The sequence below is a fragment of the Thalassobius vesicularis genome (genome assembly GCF_004799325.1).
Taxonomy (GTDB): domain Bacteria; phylum Pseudomonadota; class Alphaproteobacteria; order Rhodobacterales; family Rhodobacteraceae; genus Thalassobius; species Thalassobius vesicularis.
In genome coordinates this window covers 223,789-240,877 of the sequence record NZ_SSMD01000006.1, presented here as the reverse complement: position 1 = coordinate 240,877, position 17,089 = coordinate 223,789, and the positions used below count along the sequence as shown (strand labels likewise).

17 protein-coding genes and 1 pseudogene are annotated in these 17,089 nt (G+C 64.6%); 4 read left to right on the top strand and 14 right to left on the bottom strand.

All coding sequences use genetic code 11. The annotated features are described in order from the left end of the window. Positions 1–6: 6 nt before the first annotated feature. The 7 genes and pseudogenes from E7681_RS13930 to E7681_RS19415 form a co-directional block, all read right to left on the bottom strand. Positions 7–909 (bottom strand): hemolysin family protein, encoded by a 903-nt coding sequence (locus tag E7681_RS13930; protein ID WP_136339908.1) that lies wholly within the window; start codon positions 907–909, stop codon positions 7–9. Positions 910–932: 23 nt separating this feature from the next. Then, positions 933–1,502, bottom strand: a complete 570-nt coding sequence (ybeY, locus tag E7681_RS13925; protein WP_136339957.1) for an rRNA maturation RNase YbeY — start codon at positions 1,500–1,502, stop codon at positions 933–935. A 59-nt stretch (positions 1,503–1,561) separates the two neighbouring features. Further along, positions 1,562–2,572, bottom strand: a complete 1,011-nt coding sequence (locus tag E7681_RS13920) for a PhoH family protein (protein WP_136339907.1) — start codon at positions 2,570–2,572, stop codon at positions 1,562–1,564. Positions 2,573–2,723: 151 nt separating this feature from the next. Next, a complete protein-coding gene (locus tag E7681_RS13915; protein ID WP_211089803.1) occupies positions 2,724–3,038 on the bottom strand; it encodes a hypothetical protein in 315 nt (104 codons plus the stop codon). A gap of 14 nt (positions 3,039–3,052) precedes the next feature. After that, positions 3,053–3,568, bottom strand: a complete 516-nt coding sequence (locus tag E7681_RS13910) for an OmpA family protein (protein ID WP_136339955.1) — start codon at positions 3,566–3,568, stop codon at positions 3,053–3,055. 299 nt (positions 3,569–3,867) lie between these two features. Then, positions 3,868–5,187 carry a tRNA (N6-isopentenyl adenosine(37)-C2)-methylthiotransferase MiaB gene (gene miaB / locus E7681_RS13905; protein WP_136339906.1) on the bottom strand — a complete coding sequence of 440 codons (1,320 nt, stop codon included), beginning with the start codon at positions 5,185–5,187 and terminating at the stop codon, positions 3,868–3,870. Between the two features lie 285 nt (positions 5,188–5,472). Further along, positions 5,473–5,661: pseudogene (locus tag E7681_RS19415) on the bottom strand (hypothetical protein); the annotation flags it as partial. Here E7681_RS19415 and E7681_RS19410 point away from each other — a divergent pair. Next, a complete protein-coding gene (locus tag E7681_RS19410; RefSeq protein ID WP_425471390.1) occupies positions 5,650–6,168 on the top strand; it encodes a hypothetical protein in 519 nt (172 codons plus the stop codon). The pseudogene E7681_RS19415 and the gene E7681_RS19410 overlap by 12 nt on opposite strands. 179 nt (positions 6,169–6,347) lie before the next feature. Here the strand turns inward: E7681_RS19410 and E7681_RS13895 are convergent, their stop codons facing one another. The 4 genes from E7681_RS13895 to E7681_RS13880 all read right to left on the bottom strand — a co-directional run bounded on the left by E7681_RS13895 (position 6,348) and on the right by E7681_RS13880 (position 12,542). Continuing rightward, positions 6,348–7,136: an enoyl-ACP reductase FabI gene (locus E7681_RS13895; RefSeq protein WP_136339904.1), complete on the bottom strand. Its 789-nt coding sequence runs from the start codon at positions 7,134–7,136 to the stop codon at positions 6,348–6,350. Positions 7,137–7,239: 103 nt separating this feature from the next. Next, positions 7,240–8,469 (bottom strand): beta-ketoacyl-ACP synthase I, encoded by a 1,230-nt coding sequence (gene fabB / locus E7681_RS13890; protein WP_136339903.1) that lies wholly within the window; start codon positions 8,467–8,469, stop codon positions 7,240–7,242. Positions 8,470–8,571: 102 nt separating this feature from the next. After that, entirely contained in the window at positions 8,572–10,977 is a 2,406-nt protein-coding gene (locus E7681_RS13885) for a YbcC family protein (RefSeq protein ID WP_136339902.1), read from the bottom strand. A gap of 14 nt (positions 10,978–10,991) precedes the next feature. Further along, the gene (locus E7681_RS13880; RefSeq protein ID WP_136339901.1) at positions 10,992–12,542 is read right to left on the bottom strand and encodes a proton-conducting transporter transmembrane domain-containing protein; all 1,551 of its coding nucleotides are present in this window, start codon (positions 12,540–12,542) and stop codon (positions 10,992–10,994) included. A 108-nt stretch (positions 12,543–12,650) separates the two neighbouring features. Here E7681_RS13880 and E7681_RS13875 point away from each other — a divergent pair, with 108 nt between their 5' ends. Next, positions 12,651–13,541, top strand: coding sequence for a LysR family transcriptional regulator (locus E7681_RS13875; protein WP_136339900.1), 891 nt, complete (start codon positions 12,651–12,653; stop codon positions 13,539–13,541). A gap of 55 nt (positions 13,542–13,596) precedes the next feature. Here E7681_RS13875 and fabA read toward each other — a convergent pair whose 3' ends face one another. After that, on the bottom strand, positions 13,597–14,106 hold the full coding sequence (fabA, locus tag E7681_RS13870; RefSeq protein ID WP_136339899.1) for a bifunctional 3-hydroxydecanoyl-ACP dehydratase/trans-2-decenoyl-ACP isomerase: 510 nt from the start codon (positions 14,104–14,106) through the stop codon (positions 13,597–13,599). A 178-nt stretch (positions 14,107–14,284) separates the two neighbouring features. Between fabA and irrA the strand changes: the two genes are divergently transcribed. Then, positions 14,285–14,701, top strand: coding sequence for an iron response transcriptional regulator IrrA (gene irrA, locus E7681_RS13865; RefSeq protein WP_136339954.1), 417 nt, complete (start codon positions 14,285–14,287; stop codon positions 14,699–14,701). Between the two features lie 95 nt (positions 14,702–14,796). Further along, positions 14,797–15,786 carry an NADPH:quinone reductase gene (locus E7681_RS13860; protein ID WP_136339898.1) on the top strand — a complete coding sequence of 330 codons (990 nt, stop codon included), beginning with the start codon at positions 14,797–14,799 and terminating at the stop codon, positions 15,784–15,786. A gap of 139 nt (positions 15,787–15,925) precedes the next feature. Here E7681_RS13860 and E7681_RS13855 read toward each other — a convergent pair whose 3' ends face one another. Together E7681_RS13855 and E7681_RS13850 are read right to left on the bottom strand one after the other, a co-directional pair. Then, positions 15,926–16,522, bottom strand: coding sequence for a hypothetical protein (locus tag E7681_RS13855; protein WP_136339897.1), 597 nt, complete (start codon positions 16,520–16,522; stop codon positions 15,926–15,928). 85 nt (positions 16,523–16,607) lie between these two features. Continuing rightward, the gene (locus E7681_RS13850; protein WP_136339896.1) at positions 16,608–17,036 is read right to left on the bottom strand and encodes an FKBP-type peptidyl-prolyl cis-trans isomerase; all 429 of its coding nucleotides are present in this window, start codon (positions 17,034–17,036) and stop codon (positions 16,608–16,610) included. Positions 17,037–17,089 lie beyond the last annotated feature (53 nt).

The window sequence follows — 17,089 nt, the reverse complement described above, 5'->3', positions numbered from 1 at the left end:
CATGGATCAGGCCGCGGCTTGCGGCAGGCGCACGCGCAGACGCTTGATGCGGCGCGGGTCGGCGTCGACCACGGTGAACTCGGCCCCGGCGGGGTGCTTGATCACCTCGCCGCGCACCGGCACCCGGCCCAGCAGCATGAAGACCAGACCGCCCAGCGTGTCGATCTCTTCCTCGTCGACCTCGTCGGCCTCGGTCAGGGACATGCCGATCTCGGCCTCGAACTCATCGAGCGGGGATTTGGCCTGCGCCAGATACTGGCCTTCCTTTTCCTTGACCCAATGTTCGGCTTCGTCGGTGTCGTGCTCGTCCTCGATCTCGCCGATGATCTGTTCGATCAGGTCCTCGATCGTGACCAGCCCGTCCACGCCGCCGTATTCGTCGATCACCAGCGCCATGTGGCGGCGTTCGGTCTGCATCTTTTGCAGCAGCACGCCAATCGGCATCGAGGGCGGCACATACAGCAACGGGCGCAGCATCTTGTGGATTTCGAACGCCTCGGCCGCCTTGCCGTTAAAGCCGTGGCGCAGGGCGAAATCCTTCAGGTGCAACATGCCTACGGGCGTGTCCAGCGTTCCCGAATAGACCGGCAGACGGCTGAGGCCGGTGTCACGGAACACCTCGACCAACTCTTCCTTGCCGATGGTATCGGGCACCGAGATGATCTCGGATTTGGGGATGGCCACGTCCTCGACTCGCATGCGCCGCAGGGACATCATGTCCAGCGGGACGTGCGCGGGGGCCTGTCCATTGGTGCGGGCGCTGTCATCAGGGGCGGCTTCGCCCACATCCGAGGGGCTGAGCGCCCCGATCACGCGGCGGAAGAACCCGGTTCTGACCCGGGGTTCGGTTTGGTCGTCCAAAGGCGCGCTTTGCGCTGCCATAGAAGACCCGTCGGTGCTGTCGCCCATCTTACCTTTCCAAAAAGCGCGGTCTAATCCGCTGAATGTTCTGAATATGGGTCAGGGATACCCATCTTGCCAAGTATTTCGGTCTCGATCCCCTCCATCAACGTGGCATCCTTGTCACGGATGTGATCGTAGCCCAGCAGGTGCAGCGTGGCGTGGATGATCAAATGGGTCAGGTGATGGGCCAGCGGTTTGCCGGCCTCTTCGGCTTCGCGCGCGCAGGTTTCCCAAGCGATCGCGATATCGCCAAGCTCTTCGGCAAAGACCCCGTCGCTGCCTTCCGGCAGCTCGGGCGTGTCGCCATCCTCCTCGGCAAAGACCCCGTCGCTGCCTTCCGGCAGCTCGGGCGTGTCGCCATCCTCCTCGGCGCCGCGCTCCTCCGAGGGCCAGGACAGCACGTTGGTCGGCGTCGGCTTGTCACGGAAATCGGCGTTCAGCTCGGCGATGCGGGCATCGTCGCAGGCCAGCAAGGCGATCTCGAACCCTTCCGGATCAAGGCCCAGATGGGTCAGCGTCGCGCGGGCAGCGGTTTCGGCCAGCGCCTCAAGGTCGGCCTGTTCCCAGCGGTCGTCTTCGTAAATCGTGTCGGTCAGCATGTCGCGCAGGTCCGTGGGGGGCCATCCCCCCACGTGTCCCATTGGGGCAGGATGCAGGATCAGGCTTCGTCGGCCTCATACGCCTCGATGATCGCGGCGACAAGGGGATGGCGCACGACGTCCTTGGCAGTGAAGTAGTTGAAGCTGATCGACCGGATGTTCTGCAGCAGCCGTTCGGCATCATGCAGACCCGAAGACACACCGCGCGGCAGGTCCACCTGGCTGCGGTCGCCGGTGATCACCATGCGCGAGCCCTCGCCCAGACGGGTCAGGAACATCTTCATCTGCATCGAGGTGGCGTTCTGCGCCTCGTCCAGTACCACGAAGGCATTGGCCAGCGTGCGCCCGCGCATGAAGGCCAGCGGCGCGATCTCGATCCGCTTTTCCTCGATCAGCTTGGCGACCTGCTTGCCGGGCAGGAAATCGTTCAGCGCGTCGTACAGCGGCTGCATGTAGGGATCGACCTTGTCCTTCATGTCACCGGGCAGAAAGCCCAGACGCTCGCCCGCTTCGACCGCGGGGCGCGACAGGATGATCTTGTCGACGTCACCGTTCAGGAACATCGACACGCCCACGGCCACGGCCAGATAGGTCTTGCCGGTGCCCGCCGGGCCGATGCCAAAGGCCAGTTCGTTCGCGAACAGGTTCTGGACATAGGTCTTTTGTGCGTCGGTGCGCGGCTCGACCAGTTTCTTTCGGGTCTGGATTTCCACCTTGCCGCCCTTGAACATTTCCAGCTGGTCGCCGTCCTGAATGCCGGTGCCGCGCTCGGATCCGCCCATGCGAATCTCGCGGTCAATGTCGCCGCTTTCGACCTCGCGGCCGGCCTGCAGACGATCGTAAAGGGATTGCAGCACCTCTTGCCCTTCCTTGATGGCGGTTTCGTCGCCATGAAGGATCAGCTGGTTGCCTCGTCGGATGATCTGTATTCCCAGTTTCTGCTCGATCCGCGCGAGGTTTCGATCATATTCCCCACACAGGTCGATCAGAAGGCGATTGTCCGGAAATTCCAGAAGCGCCTGAGCGAGCGTGGCGGGATCGGCGGGCGGGGTCAGAATGCTGGTATGCAAACAGGTCTCCTGCGTGTGTGATGTACAGATATGGTGGCACCATCCATAGAGTCGCGCAAGCGGTGGGGGTCAATTGTCGCGAAATCGGCGCAAAAAAAGACCGCCAAGTTCCCCTGGCGGCCTGTTTCGCTGGCATATGTGCCGATCCGGCTCATAGCGGATCGGGGATTTTCGAGCCCTTCTTGAACGGCCCAACCGCCGTATTCGGCGGCGCAACGCCCGAGCAGATCGGCTTGCCGTACTTGTCCAGACGGGACGACAGGTAGCCCTCGACGCCGTCGTCGATGATCCAGTGGTCGCAGCCGTTGGGATCGACCCAGATACCGGCCTTCAGCTGGCTCAGGTGCTTGGAGTCGGTGCCGCGGTCGCGGGTCTTGTCCGCGCCGACGCTGCCGTGGCCGCTATATTCACAACCCGCCAGCGCGCCGGCGATCAGCAGGGCCGAGGTGATCTTGATCAGTTTCATGTGGATTCCCTCGCTCACTGCACACAGATGATTTCGACGCGACGGTTCTTCTGCATGTTGGCCGCGCTCGTGTTGGGCACCTTGGGCATCCGCTCGCCATAACCGCGCACGTCGATCACGTTCGCCCCGACGCCCGAGGCAACCCGCGCCACCGATTTGGCCCGGTTGAAGCTGAGGCGCATGTTGTATTCGTCAGACGCGCGGCTGTCCGTGTGCCCCGCGATGATGTACGCACGGGCCTTGGACTGCTTGAAGAACGATTGCAGCTTTGCCTTGCCAGCCGCACCGATCCGGTAGCTGTCGGTCGCAAACAGCTGATCACTGTTCATCACGCCGCAGACGTTGACGGGGTGACACACCGGGCGGCCATCGCGGGTCAGGTGGTTGTCCATGTAGCCTTCGGCGCCGTCATCCATGACCCAATGCTCGCAGCCATCCGGGTCAATCCAGATCGTGGGAACATAGCGTTCGCCGTCAACGACCTGGGCATTGCTTTTGTATTGCTGAGCCAAGGCGGCACCCGCGCTCATCCCGGCAACCACGGCGCCGACGAATACCGCCTGCAGCGCTTTTGAAACCAATTTCGACACAGCCCCTGTCCTTTATCTGATATCCCAGCGGGAACCTGACCATCCAAGACCAAAAGGCACGGAATTATTGGTTCCGACACGAAAAGAATACCGACACTCTATCAGAGATGCCGCTTATGTGAAGGAGATTCCACCAGATATTGTAGACCGCAGCCCAACAATACATATGGCGCGAACCTGATTGTACACGATCACAGCGAAATCGCCGGATCGCGCACCAAAACCCGCACCGGGGTGGATCAGGCCAGAACGCCCGCCAGCGAATTGGGGCCGCTTTCGACGATTCTGACGCGCGCTATATCACCCCGCGCGGCCTGTGCATCCGCGACGTGGACCGCGTGCAGGTATTCCGATTTGCCCACCATCTGGCCGTCCAGACGACCCGGCTTTTCGAACAGAACCTGCACCTCGCGGCCGACCATGCTGTCCTGCACGGCACGCTGCTGCTGAGTGATCAGCGCCTGCAAACGGGTCAGGCGGTCGCTTGCCTCTGCATCATCGACCTGAGCACGTTCCGCCGCCGGGGTGCCGGGGCGGGTCGAGTATTTGAAGCTGAACGCCTGCCCGTAATTCACCGCGCGGATCAGCTCCATCGTGTCCTGGAAATCGGCCTCGGTCTCTTCGGGGAAACCAACGATGAAGTCACCCGACATCAGGATATCGGGGCGGGCTTCGCGGATACGCTCGATCAGCTTCAGATAGCTTTCGGCGGTGTGCGAGCGGTTCATCCGCTTCAGAATCTTGTTCGAACCCGACTGCACCGGCAAATGCAGGTACGGCATCAGCTTGCTGCATTCCCCATGCGCCGCGATCAGGTCATCGCTCATGTCATTGGGGTGGCTGGTCGTGAACCGGATACGCTCCAGCCCGTCCACCTTGTCCAGCGCCCAGATCAGCTGAGCCAGCGTCCAATCCCCATCCGGCCCGGCGCCGTGATAGGCATTCACGTTCTGCCCCAGCAGGGTGATCTCGCGCACGCCACGCTCCACCAGATCGCGCGCCTCGGCCAGAATGCGATCGACCGGGCGGCTGACTTCGGCCCCGCGAGTATAGGGCACCACGCAGAAGGCACAGAACTTGTCGCAGCCCTCCTGCACGGTCAGAAACGCAGTCGGCCCGCGTTGCGCCTTGGGGCGGTCCTTCAGCTTCTCGAACTTGTCTTCCTCGGGGAAGTCGGTGTCCAGCGCCTTGCCCCCGGCGCGCGCCTTCGCCTCCAGCTGCGGCAGACGGTGGTACGACTGCGGCCCCACCACCAGATCGACCAGCGGCTGGCGCGCCATGATCTCTTCGCCCTCGGCCTGAGCGACACAGCCCGCCACGCCGATCTTCAGATCGGGCTTCGCGGCCTTCAGCGGCTTGAAGCGGCCCAGCTCCGAATACACTTTCTCAGCCGCCTTTTCGCGGATGTGGCAGGTGTTCAGCAGGATCATGTCGGCGTCATCGGGGCTGTCCGTGGTCACATAGCCCGACCCGCCCATGACCTCGGCCATCCGCTCGCTGTCATAGACGTTCATCTGGCAGCCATAGGTCTTGATATAGAGTTTCTTCACGTCGCTCATGTCGCCGGACCCCGTTCACGCATTTTCAAGGCGCTGCGTATACCAGAATGACCACGCCTTGCAATGCAGCGGGAATTAAGTGACTCTGGCACTGGCGAAAACGGGCGAAAAACGATGCGATATGCAGGGCTTGACGATTTTCTGAAACAGGGCACCCAAGCCCTGCAAAAAGGTCCCGTCGCCCTGATCTTCTGCGAGGACGAGACCGAGATCGACTCGACCCTGCGCCACCACCTGGATTGCGGGTTCCGCGCGGTGGTCAGTTTCATGCCCGACAGCTTTGCCCTAGCCGAGGACGTGGCCGAACGCATCCACCGCGTCCCCTACGACACCCTGGCGACCGAGGACGCAATCCGCGCCATCAACCGCGTGATCGCGGCAGCGCCGGGGATCTGGATGTATTACGGCTTCAACGCCGAATACCTGTTTTACCCGTTCTGCGAACACCGCAGCATCGGCGAAATGCTGGCCTTCCACACCGAAGAACGCCGCGACGCGATGCTGTGCTATGTCATTGACCTCTACGCCAGCGACCTCTGGCAACACCCCAACGCCGTGTCGCTGGACGAGGCCTGGCTGGACAAGACCGGCTATTACGCCCTGGCCCGCAAAGATGCCAAAACCGGCCACCCGAAAGAGCGCCAACTGGATTTCTACGGCGGCCTGCGCTGGCGGTTCGAGGAACACATCCCCCCCGCCCGTCGCAAGATCGACCGCATCGGCCTGTTCAAATCCGCGCCGGGACTGGTGCTCTGCGCCGATCACACGTTCAACCAAGCGGAATACAACACCTTTTCCTGCCAGTGGCACCACAACCTGACCGCCGCGATCTGCAGCTTCCGCACCGCCAAGGCGCTGAAACGCAACCCCGGCTCGACCTTCGGCATCGACAGCTTCCGATGGCACAATTCAGCACGGTTTCAGTGGCACTCCGGCCAACTTCTGGACCTCGGCCTGATGGAACCCGGCCAATGGTTCTAGAAAAAGGGGCGCTGCCCCTTCTTGGCCTTCGGCCAATTCATCCCCGGGATATTTGAAAAAAGAAGAAGGCCAAGCACGTGCCCATGTCTTCTTCTTTTCGCAAATATCCCGGGGGAGCGCCGCAGGCGCGGGGGCAGCGCCCCCATTCCTTGCTCAACGCTTAAACTGATTTAACCGTTTCAGAGGTTTTCCGCCTGCGGCATGCCCAGAACGTGGAAACCGCCATCCACGTGGATGATCTCGCCGGTAGTGCAGGCGCCCGCGTCCGAGGCCAGATAGACCGCCGTACCGCCCACGGCCTCCAAAGTGGCGTTGGCGCGCATGGGGGCGTTCATGTCGGTGTGTTTGAAGGTCTTGCGCGCACCGCCGATCGCGGCACCGGCCAGCGTCTTCATCGGGCCGGGCGAGATCGCGTTGACGCGAATTCCGTCCGGGCCGAGGTCGTTCGCCAGGTAGCGCGTGGCCGATTCCAGCGCTGCCTTGGCAACGCCCATCACGTTGTAGTTCGGCGTCACGCGGTTCGAGCCGCCGTAAGTCAGCGTCAGGATGGTGCCGCCGTTTTGCTTCATCATCGGGTAGGCGCGGCGCGACACCTCGATCAGCGAGTAGCAGGAGATATCCAACGACTGTTTGAAATTCTCGCGCGAGGTGTTGATGAAGCGCCCTGTCAGCTCGTTCTTGTCGGAATAGGCGATGGCGTGAACCAGGAAATCCAGGTGGTCCCAACGCTCTTTCAGACCCTTGAACGCCGCGTCCAGCGAGGCGTCGTCGGTCACATCCACATCGACCATGAAATCCGACCCGACCGAGGCTGCCAGCGGCTCCAGCCGTTTGCCGAAGGCTTCGCCCTGATAGGTGAAGGCCAGCTCGGCCCCGGCCTCGGCCATCGCCTTAGCAATGCCCCAAGCGATGGAGCGCTCATTCGCCACGCCCATGATCAGGCCGCGTTTTCCAGCAAGTGCAGACATTTATCCCCCTCAAACCAACAGGCTGACAGTATCTCTTTCGGCCCGGCCCCGAAATCTTTCAAAGATTTCGGACCGCTTTCTTTGCAAGAAAGCGGCGCCGACCTCAGCCGCGGTATTTCGACAGCAGCATCGAACCGTTGGTGCCGCCAAAGCCGAAACTGTTGGTCATCACCGTATCCAGGCCCGCATTTTCCACCAGTTTCGTCGCGATCTCGCCCGCGTTGATCGCCGGATCCAGCGTTTCCACGTTGATCGAGGGCGCGATGAAGTCGTTCTCCAGCATCAGCAGGCAGTAGGCTGCTTCCTGAGCGCCCGTCGCGCCCTGGCTGTGACCGGTCATCGACTTGGTCGACGAAATCAGCGGCGTGTTACCTTCGCCAAAGACGCGGCGCACCGCCTCAACCTCGCCGACATCGCCCACCGGGGTCGAGGTGCCGTGCGCGTTGATGTAGCCGACCTTGCGGCCAGCCTCCAGCGACTGCAGAGCCAGGCGCATCGCGCGCTCGCCGCCTTCGCCCGAGGGGGCGACCATGTCGTGGCCGTCCGAGGTCGCCGCATAGCCGGTCACTTCGGCGTAAATCTTGGCGCCGCGGGCCAGCGCATGGCTCAGCTCTTCCAGCACCAGGATCGCGCCGCCGCCACCGATGACGAACCCGTCACGGTTGGCGTCGAACGCGCGGCTCGCGCGGTCCGGCGTGTCGTTATACTTGGACGACATAGCGCCCATCGCGTCGAACAGGCAGGACAGGGTCCAGTCCAGTTCCTCGCCGCCGCCGGCAAACATCACGTCCTGCTTGCCCAGCATGATCTGTTCCGCCGCGTTGCCGATGCAATGCAGCGAGGTCGAGCAGGCCGAGGTGATCGAATAGTTGATGCCCTTGATCTTGTAGGCCGTCGACAGGTTGGCCGAGATGGTCGAGCTCATGCATTTCGGCACCGCGAACGGCCCGATCCGCTTGGTCGCGCCCGACGACAGGGCCACCTGATGTGCCGCGAACAGCGCGCTGGTCGACGGACCGCCCGACCCTGCCACCAGACCGGTGCGCGGGTTGACGATATCGGCCTCCTCCAGACCGGCATCGGCAATCGCCTGCCCCATCGCGATATAGGCATAGGCCGCGCCCGGCCCCATGAAGCGCAGCGTGCGCTTGTCGACATGCTCGGTGATGTCCAGCTTCACGTCGCCCGCGATCTGGCTGCGGAACCCGTGTTCCTTCATCGCCTCGTTGGCGGTGATACCGGATTTCCCGGCTTTCAGCGAGGCCAGAACCTCTGCGGCATTGTTCCCGATGGACGACACGACGCCCAGCCCGGTGACCACTACTCGACGCATACGAGCACTCCCTTATTTGCTACTGTCTTACTAGGGGCTTGGGGGGCCGGGTGCAAGGAGGGATGGGAAACCGCGACAATCATCGCCGGGCTGGGGGCATGGCTATTCCGCTGCGATCGACTGCGCCTTCTCAGCGGGGGCGGCGATCCGCGTCCATTTCAGATCACCGCGATAGCGCCAGGCCAGCTGGCCGTGATCGTCCATGGCCATCAGGTGCAGCCAGCCGTTGTCGAACAGCGCGCGCACCTGCGGGTGACGGCTCAGGATATCCGTCATTGCCTCACGCGGGGCTTCAATGATCACCGACAGGCGCAACGGGTCGTGTTGCAGGCGCTCTCCGTCCTGCACCGATTGCCATGGCAGGCCCGGACGCGGGGCGCCGTTGTTGCCCTCCAGCACGCCGATGCCGCCGACCACATTATGCAGCAGCTTGTTGCCACCGCCGAACAGGTCCGGCGCCACGGCCGAGCCGTAATATTGCAGGCTGATCCAACTGGCCACCACGACAGGCGCGGTCATCACCAGTTCCAGCACCGCAAAGCCATCGTCACGCCGCCAATCGTACGTGTGCAGGAACGCCTGCCCGGACAGGTCCGCGCCCTCGGTCCGGTGGCGCGGGGCGGCGACAAAGGCCCGGCACCCGGCCAACCCCCATTCGGGCCGCGTTTCGGCCCAGTCCCGCGCCCGCCGCGCCACATCCCGCCCCGCCAAGGCGCGCGGCAAACGCTGCGCCCGCTCGGCCCGGGCAAGGGCACCCGCATTGGCCAGCCAGCTTTTCAGCTGCTTCAGGCCATCCGGCCGCTTGGTCACCGGCAAATCCCGCTCATACAGCGTCACCGCGTCGGTCGTCGTGTTGTGCAACGCCGCCACGAATACGGTGTCCAAGGGGATCTCGATCCCCTGCCCCCGCAGTCCGGCCTGCACGTTGCCATCATTCAGCACCCCCGCCAGCAACCGCGCGTTCACGTCGCCGGCAAAGCCACCGCAGGCCCCACATTGCAGCGCGCTTTCATGGGTGTTGTTGGTCACCTCGGCCCCGTGACCCGCCAGCAGAACGATGGGCGCGAACCCTTCGGTCAGCGACATCGCGGTCAGCACCGTCCTGGCCATGCCAACCCGCGCCTCCAGCCCGATCGCGGGGTCCAGCACCGGCGCGGGTTCCGGCGCGGACTGGCCGCCCAGCCCCAGCGCGTCCCGCACCAGTTTACCGGCGTAAAGCGGCCCGGTCGCCTCGACAAACGCAAAGGACGACACCGCCGCCAGCTTGAACCGCCCCCAAGCCCGCTTGGCCCGGGCCGAGGTACGCCGCGCCAGATCAGTCCGCACTGGTTCAGCCGCCCGCGTCTCCAGACCCGGCCGCAACAGCACCGGCCCGCGCCGCTCGATCACATCGGACCCCGCCGCCCTGTGCGCGCTGGCCAGCCCAAAGAAGCCGGCAAATCCAAGCGTCTCGATCCCCGCATCCTGCGCCTCCAGCGCGCGACGGAACACCTCGGATCGGACGTCGATGCAGAACGCCGCCTGCACCTGCGGGCGCCCCGCAGCCTTGCGCGACGCCCCCCCGAACTTGCCCGCCAAAATCCGCTGTTCCGCCCGCTCCGCCGCGTCCTGCCAGACCGCATCAATCACCTGATCGCGCGACGGCGTGACCGGAGCCTGATGCGCGGCGACAGCCTCGGCCCAGCGGGTGGCGATCTGGTCTTCGTAGAGATCGAACAGCGCCTCGTCGAACACCATCCGGACGGCCAGCAGCTCGGTCACGGTGCTGTCCTGCACGCCGTCCAACTCGGCCTGCCACAGCAGATGGCGCCCGTATTGCGCCCAGCCGCCCAGCGTCATCAGCCAGCGATGGAACGCCGTCGGCGCGGCAGCCGAGCTTAGCCCCAGCCGTTCCGACGCCCGGCCAATCGCCCGCCAATGCGAGCGGTTGGTCCCCGCCGCGAAGGCGCAAAACCCTGTCAGGCCAAGGATTTCCGGCGTCAGATCGCGCGTGGCAAACTCGCGCCATGCGCTGAACGGCCCGCCCGCGTCGGCCTGTTTCCACAGCGCCTGCCCCTGATCGAAATGACCAGCGGCCCAAGCGCCGATGCGGTCGTCGATCAGCTCGGGCCAATCAATCCCCGACACTTCGGCCGCCAGTTCAGCCACGGTCGGCAGTGCCTTGGGCGCGGGGGCGGGCTGGCGCGCGGCCTCCATGACCTCCGCCAACGTGGGCAGGTTGAACCGCCCCGCTACAGCAGCAAGCGCCTCACGCAGGTCCGCCTCGGTGATTACTCCGGCTTGCCATTTCGCGGCCCAATGGGACCGCTCGGGCACAACCCGCGCACCCCCGACCCGCGCCAGACGGGCGGCGGTAACGGCCAGCGGCTCTCCGGCCTGGCCCAGGAACGGGTTCACCGCGACCGAGGCCGACAGCGGGAACAGCGGCGGGATCGCCTTGGCGGACTGGTTGGCCACGGCCACCAGTTCCAGCAGCGCGGCGGGATAGGATTCCAGTTTTGCAAACATCAGCAAGGTTCCTTTCAGAGTGCCGACCGTCTGGACCAACCGTCCAGCAGCCTGTCAAAGAGGGCATTGGCATAAAGTCCGTTGGTCAGGTGCACGCGCAGCCCCGCCGCCGCCGGGTGCGAGGCCCACAGCGGGAACGTCGCCTGCGCCAGCGCGACGCCGCCAAAGCTGACCAGCGCCAGCACGATCAGCGCCCATTCCAGCGGGCCGGGGGCCGGGGTCGGCGGCAGGGTTCCGGCGGTCAGCGACAGCGCGACCAGTTGCAGCGCGAAATAGCTGACCGAGGTCACCAGCGCATAGGCCACGGTGCGCCGCATCAGCTCGCGCGGGGCGGTATCCGCAAAGCCCTGCGCCAGCAGATAGGCCACGCCAAAGATCAGGATCACGCCCAGGGCGATGGCCTGAACCGACTTGCCCTCGAACCCCAGAACCGCGCCGAGACCGGCGTAAATCGCGATGGCGATGGCAAAGGCCAGCAGCACGTTGCGCGCGCTCGGCACCGCGATCGGGCCGGGCCTGCGGATCGCGGCGACATTGCGCACCGCCGTGCCCGAGCTCAGGAACGCGTGCGCCTTGTACAGCGAATGCGCCACGATATGCAGCAGCGCCAGCGGGAACAGCGCCAGCCCGCATTGCATCATCATGAAGGCCATCTGCGCAATCGTCGACCACGCCAGCGAGGTCTTGACCGCCGGTTGCGTCAGCATCACCAGCCCGCCGAACAGCGCCGTGAAGCCGCCCAGCATGACCAGCAGCGCCATCACCCCGGGCGCCAGCAGCATCACGTCCGCGAACCGCACCAGCAGGTACCCGCCCGCGTTGATCACCCCGGCATGCAGCAGCGCGGAAACGGGCGTCGGCGCCTCCATCACCTCGGTCAGCCAGCCGTGCAGCGGAAACTGGGCCGAGGCCAGAACCGCCGCCATCGCCAACATCAGCGCCGCGCCGACCGTCATCCAATCAGCCTGAGCCGAATCCAGCACCGTTGCGATATCCGTGCTACCGGTCGTGGCGATCAGCAGCACGAACGCCCCCACCAAAGCGCCTTCGCTCAGCCGCGCAACGACGGCCTTCTTGCGGGCGGCGCGCTGGGCCGTGGTACGCTCGGGGTAGAACAGCAGCAGCCGGTTCAGCGACAGGCTGGTCAGCATCCACGCCGCGAACAGTTGCACCAGATTGCCCGACATCACCAGCATCAGCACCGCCGCCAGCGTCACCGTCATCCAGCCGGTGAACGCACCCTGCCGCGCCTCGCCGTCCATATAGGTCCGGCTGTAGCGCAGCACGATCCACCCGATGAAGCTGACCAGCACCAGCATCACCGCGCTGACCGCATCCAGCCGCACCGACAGCCCCACCCCGGCAAACCCGATCAACCCCGAGGTGCCGGGGCCGTTGACCACCAACACCCCCGCCGACAGCACCGCGACGGCAAAGGCGGCAAAGGCAGCAACCTCGGCCAGATGCGGCACGCGGCCGGGTCGTTTGCCGGGGTGACGCGCTGCAAGAGACGCGGCCAGCAGCAGCACCAACGGGCTGACGAGGGGAAGATACAGATACGCCATGATCGGGCTCCTTCGGGTCTCGGATGTCGTTGCCCCGATCACTTAGAACAGCCCAAATGCCATGAAAAATTCATTGTTATGGAGTTTTCGTTCGATTATTTATATCGAATGCCGCTGAACTATCATCACCTCCGGTACTTCTGGGCCGTCGCGCATGACGGCAACCTGACGCGCACCGCGCAGCGGCTGAACCTGTCGCAATCGGCGCTGTCGGTGCAGATCAAGCAGCTAGAGGACCGCCTAGGCCACCCGCTGTTCGAACGCCGTGGCCGCCAGTTGCACCTGACCGAGGCCGGCCGCATCGCGCTGGACCACGCGGACGCGATTTTCTCGACGGGACAAGAGCTTGTGGCCACGCTGACGGGCACCGTCCAGACCCGCAAGGCGCTGCGCGTCGGTGCGCTGGCCACCCTGTCGCGCAACTTTCAGATCGGATTTCTGCGCCCGATCCTGGCCCGTCTGGACGTCGAGGTGATCCTGCGCTCCGGCAGCCCGGCGGAACTGCTCGAAGGGCTGGGTACGCTCAACCTCGACCTGGTCTTGATGAACCGCCCGCCCCCCGACGACAGCCTGACCCCGTTCGAGACCCACCAGATCGGCGAGCAAGAGGTCAGCATCGTCGGCACCCCCGACCGGCTGGACCCCGACCGCCCGATCCGCGATCTGCTGCGCGAACAGCCCTTCATCCTGCCGACCACCGACAGCAGCCTGCGCACGGCGTTCGACGCGATGGCCAGCCGCCTGTCCGTCCGCCCCCAGATCGCGGCCGAGGTCGACGACATGGCCATGATGCGCCTTCTGGCCCGCGAGGATATCGGCCTCGCCCTGGTCGCCCCCATCGTGGTGAAGGACGAACTCACCTCGGGCCGCCTCAAAGAGGCGAACGAGCACCCGCGGATCCGGGAAACCTTCTACGCCGTCACCCTGCGCCGCCGCTTCCCCAACCCACTGGTGCAGGAATTGCTGAGCCAGAACTCCGGCTCACCGCTGCTGGAGTGAGCAACAAAAAAGGGGCCCGACGGGCCCCATTTTCGATCTCGGTGGTCGCGAAAGCTCAGCTCTCGCTCAGCGCGACTTTCATGTCCTTGACGACATAGATCACTTCGCCATCGGCCTCGACGATGCCGTCGGCCACGCCCATGGTCAGGCGGCGGGTTTGGATCGCCTTGGTGAAATCCACCTTGTAGGTCAGCATCTTGCGGTCCGGACGGACCATGCCGGTCAGCTTGACCTCGCCCACGCCCAGCGCATAGCCGCGCCCCAGCCAGCCGCGCCAGCCCAGGTTGAAGCCGGTCAGCTGCCACAGGCCGTCCAGGCCCAGGCAGCCGGGCATGATCGGGTTGCCAGGGAAGTGGCAGTCGAAGAACCACAGGTCCGGGGTGATGTCGAACTCGGCCACCACGTGGCCCTTGCCGTGCAGGCCGCCGTCGCCGGAAATCTCGGTGATGCGGTCCATCATCAGCATCGGCGGCGCGGGCAGCTGGGCATTGCCCGGCCCGAACAGCTCGCCTCGGGCGCATTTCAGAAGGTCGTCGCGGTCGAAACTGCTCGGATATTGGGACATGTGGCCGGAACCCCTTTGATCGGTCTTTTTCTGTTGCCTTTCCCTGTAGCACCCGGCTTGCCCCCCACGCAAGGCCAAGCCAATGTCGCACCCCGCCAGTTGCGACCTGTTTTCAATTGAAATTGCCTGCCCTGCTCCCTTATATTAACAGGTGAACAAGGGAATGTACGACATGATCATGACGGATCAGGCCAAGGAACGCGGCGCCAGCTGGCTGGCAGAGGCCGGGGTGCGCCCCACGCGGCAACGCGCGGCACTGGCGGCCTTGCTGGTGGGCGACGGCCAACACCGCCACGTCACCGCCGAAAGCCTGTACTCGGCCGCCATGGATCAGGGCGAAAGCGTCTCGCTGGCGACGGTCTACAACACCCTGCGCGCGTTCTGCGAGGCGGGGCTGATGCAGGAAGTCACCGTTGACGGCTCGCGCAGCTATTTCGATACCAACACCCGCGACCACCCCCATTTCTTCTGGGAGGATGACGGCCGCCTGACCGATGCGCCCGTGGATCAACTGGTGATCTCGCGCCTGCCCGACGCCCCCCGCGGCGCCGAGATCGCAAGCGTCGACGTGGTGATCCGCCTGCGCCGCAAGTAAGCGCCAGGGCTTTCAGAACAATACGCGTTTTGCGCAATTGCATTTGCGCGGCGCAGCGATACCATTCCCCTGCCATATGAGAGGGGAGGATCATCATGCGCGCCATCACCTACCGGTCCCTTGGACCTGCCGCCGACGTCCTGACGCTGGAAACCCTGCCAAAGCCGGTTCCCTGCGCTGGCGAAGTACTTGTCCGGGTGCGGTTTTCCGGGGTGAACCCCTCGGACGTCAAACTGCGCGGTGGCGCGCGGCCCGGCGTGACCAAACCGCCCTTTCCGGTGATGATCCCGCATTCCGACGGCTCCGGCGTGATCGAGGCGGTCGGCCCCGGCGTCCCCAAGGACCGGATCGGCGAGCGTGTCTGGATCTGGAACGCCGCCTGGCAACGCGCCCACGGCACGGCGGCCGAATACGTCGCCCTGCCGCAGGCCCAGGCGGTGCCGCTGCCTGATGACGTAACGCTGCAAACCGGGGCCGTGCTGGGCATTCCCGGACTGACAGCGGCCCATTGCGTCTTCGCCGATGGCGACGTGCGCGGGCAAACGGTGCTGGTGTCAGGCGGCTCGGGCACGGTTGGTCTGCTGGCCGTGCAGCTGGCAAGATGGGGCGGCGCAAAGGTCATCGCCACCAGCTCCCCCGCGCTTGCAGGCCGTGTCACAGCCGCAGGCGCCGACGCGGTGCTGGACTACACCGCCCCCGACCTGGCCGCGCAAGTGCTGGCTGCAAACGATGGCCGCCCCATCGACCGGGTGATCGAGGTCGAAGCCGGGCGCAACATCGACATGATCGCCGAAGTGATCACCATCGGCGGCACGATCGCCGCCTACGGCTCCGCCCAGCGCCCCGAGTTCCAAATGCCCTTCTACGCGCTGATGTTCAAACACGTCACACTGCGCATGGTGCTGATCTACCTGCTGCCCATGCCCGAGCGCATCCAGGCCATCATGCGTCTGCACGCCGCCCTGACCGAAGGCGCACTCAACATCGACATCGCGCAAATCCTGCCTGCCGCCGACTGCGCCACCGCTCATCAGGCGGTCGAAGCCGGCAAACGCAGCGGGGCTATTCTGGTCGACTTCGCCTGACAACCCACGCGCTGGCCCCCTCGGCGGAATAGAGTATTTTTATCAGAAAGAAACCAAGATGGGGGCTTTCCCGGCCCCCTGCTTCTTTCTGACCCAAATACTCAAATTCCAACCGGGCCGGTGGCGCGGCGCCGAGAGACTAATCTGTGCCTTTGAGCTTTTTCAGCTTGTTTCGAGACCGGCTAAGCCCCTTCTCAAACCCCTCACCGTCGCCGTATTCTAGGAAACTGCCGTAGTGAGGATGCACGCCATCGACGCGGGCGGCGTGTTTGATAGGGCACCAGTAGGCCTCGGTCCGGCCGGCGATCTCGCGCACGTAGGACAGCAGGCCGTTGCAGTAGCCGCAATAGACGCAGTTCAGTTTTTGCAGGCCGTTCAAATAGGCCAGGTGGTGGCGGTCGATGCGGATGTGGTCGATGCGGCGGACCTTGGGGATGCCGTAGACCGGAAAGCAGATTGCCTGGTAGGCCGTCACGAACAGGTCTAGCAGTGCGAAGGGCACGATCAGTGCGTAGATCGCCGGGGCGGTCAGCACCACCATCGGGCGGGTGCGGCGCAAGAAAGCCAGCAGGCGCACCTTGAGTTCGCGGTGTTGGCGGCGGGCTTCTTCCTCCCAGACGACGCGGCCGTTTTCCAGCCGGTAGCGGAACTCGGCGCGGCGTTTGGCCAGTTCGGCTTCGAATTCGTCCTGAAGGGTGCGGATGCGTTCCAGCAGTGTTTCGGCAGTGTTGGGCATGGCGTCCTCCGGCTTTGTCGAAAGCCTAGCACGCCGCCACCGAAGGGAAAGCCCCGCCGCGTGGGGCCTTCCGTCGTCAGCCGTGTCAGCCGATCGAGACCAGCTCGATCGCGAAGGTCAGCGCCTTGCCGGCCAGCGGGTGGTTGGCGTCCAGCGTCACCTCTTCTTCGGTGATGCCGACCACGGTCACCGGCACGATCTGGCCCGAGGGCGACTGCATCTGCAGTTGCAGGCCCAGCTCCAGCGGGATTTCCGCCGGTACGTTCGAACGCGGGATCGCCTGGATGGCGTCGGGGTGGCTTTCGCCGTAGGCGTCTGCCGGTGCGATCACGACGGTTTTCTTGTCGCCGACCACCATGCCGGGGATTTCACGGTCCAGACCGGGGATGATCTGCCCCGAGCCCACGGTGAATTCCAGCGGATCGCGCCCGGCCGAGCTGTCGAATTGCGAGCCGTCTTCCAGCGTTCCGGTATAGTGAAGGCGCACCTTGTCGCCCGGTTTGACTTGCGTCATGCCTAGTCCTGTCCTTTTTCAGGGGATTGAGTGAAGAGGCCGCCCATCGGACG

Bases quoted from the DNA above. Each gene is read 5' to 3' on its own strand.
- ybeY (WP_136339957.1), bottom strand. From the start codon at position 1,502: ATGCTGACCGACACGATTTACGAAGACGACCGCTGGGAACAGGCCGAC.
- E7681_RS13895 (WP_136339904.1), bottom strand. From the start codon at position 7,136: ATGTCTGCACTTGCTGGAAAACGCGGCCTGATCATGGGCGTGGCGAAT.
- E7681_RS19410 (WP_425471390.1), top strand. From the start codon at position 5,650: ATGCTGGCCTTCCACACCGAAGAACGCCGCGACGCGATGCTGTGCTAT.
- E7681_RS13875 (WP_136339900.1), top strand. From the start codon at position 12,651: ATGCCGCTGAACTATCATCACCTCCGGTACTTCTGGGCCGTCGCGCAT.
- E7681_RS13880 (WP_136339901.1), bottom strand. From the start codon at position 12,542: ATGGCGTATCTGTATCTTCCCCTCGTCAGCCCGTTGGTGCTGCTGCTG.
- E7681_RS13855 (WP_136339897.1), bottom strand. From the start codon at position 16,522: ATGCCCAACACTGCCGAAACACTGCTGGAACGCATCCGCACCCTTCAG.
- irrA (WP_136339954.1), top strand. From the start codon at position 14,285: ATGACGGATCAGGCCAAGGAACGCGGCGCCAGCTGGCTGGCAGAGGCC.
- fabB (WP_136339903.1), bottom strand. From the start codon at position 8,469: ATGCGTCGAGTAGTGGTCACCGGGCTGGGCGTCGTGTCGTCCATCGGG.
- miaB (WP_136339906.1), bottom strand. From the start codon at position 5,187: ATGAGCGACGTGAAGAAACTCTATATCAAGACCTATGGCTGCCAGATG.
- fabA (WP_136339899.1), bottom strand. From the start codon at position 14,106: ATGTCCCAATATCCGAGCAGTTTCGACCGCGACGACCTTCTGAAATGC.
- E7681_RS13850 (WP_136339896.1), bottom strand. From the start codon at position 17,036: ATGACGCAAGTCAAACCGGGCGACAAGGTGCGCCTTCACTATACCGGA.
- E7681_RS13915 (WP_211089803.1), bottom strand. From the start codon at position 3,038: ATGAAACTGATCAAGATCACCTCGGCCCTGCTGATCGCCGGCGCGCTG.
- E7681_RS13910 (WP_136339955.1), bottom strand. From the start codon at position 3,568: ATGAGCGCGGGTGCCGCCTTGGCTCAGCAATACAAAAGCAATGCCCAG.
- E7681_RS13860 (WP_136339898.1), top strand. From the start codon at position 14,797: ATGCGCGCCATCACCTACCGGTCCCTTGGACCTGCCGCCGACGTCCTG.
- E7681_RS13885 (WP_136339902.1), bottom strand. From the start codon at position 10,977: ATGTTTGCAAAACTGGAATCCTATCCCGCCGCGCTGCTGGAACTGGTG.
- E7681_RS13930 (WP_136339908.1), bottom strand. From the start codon at position 909: ATGGGCGACAGCACCGACGGGTCTTCTATGGCAGCGCAAAGCGCGCCT.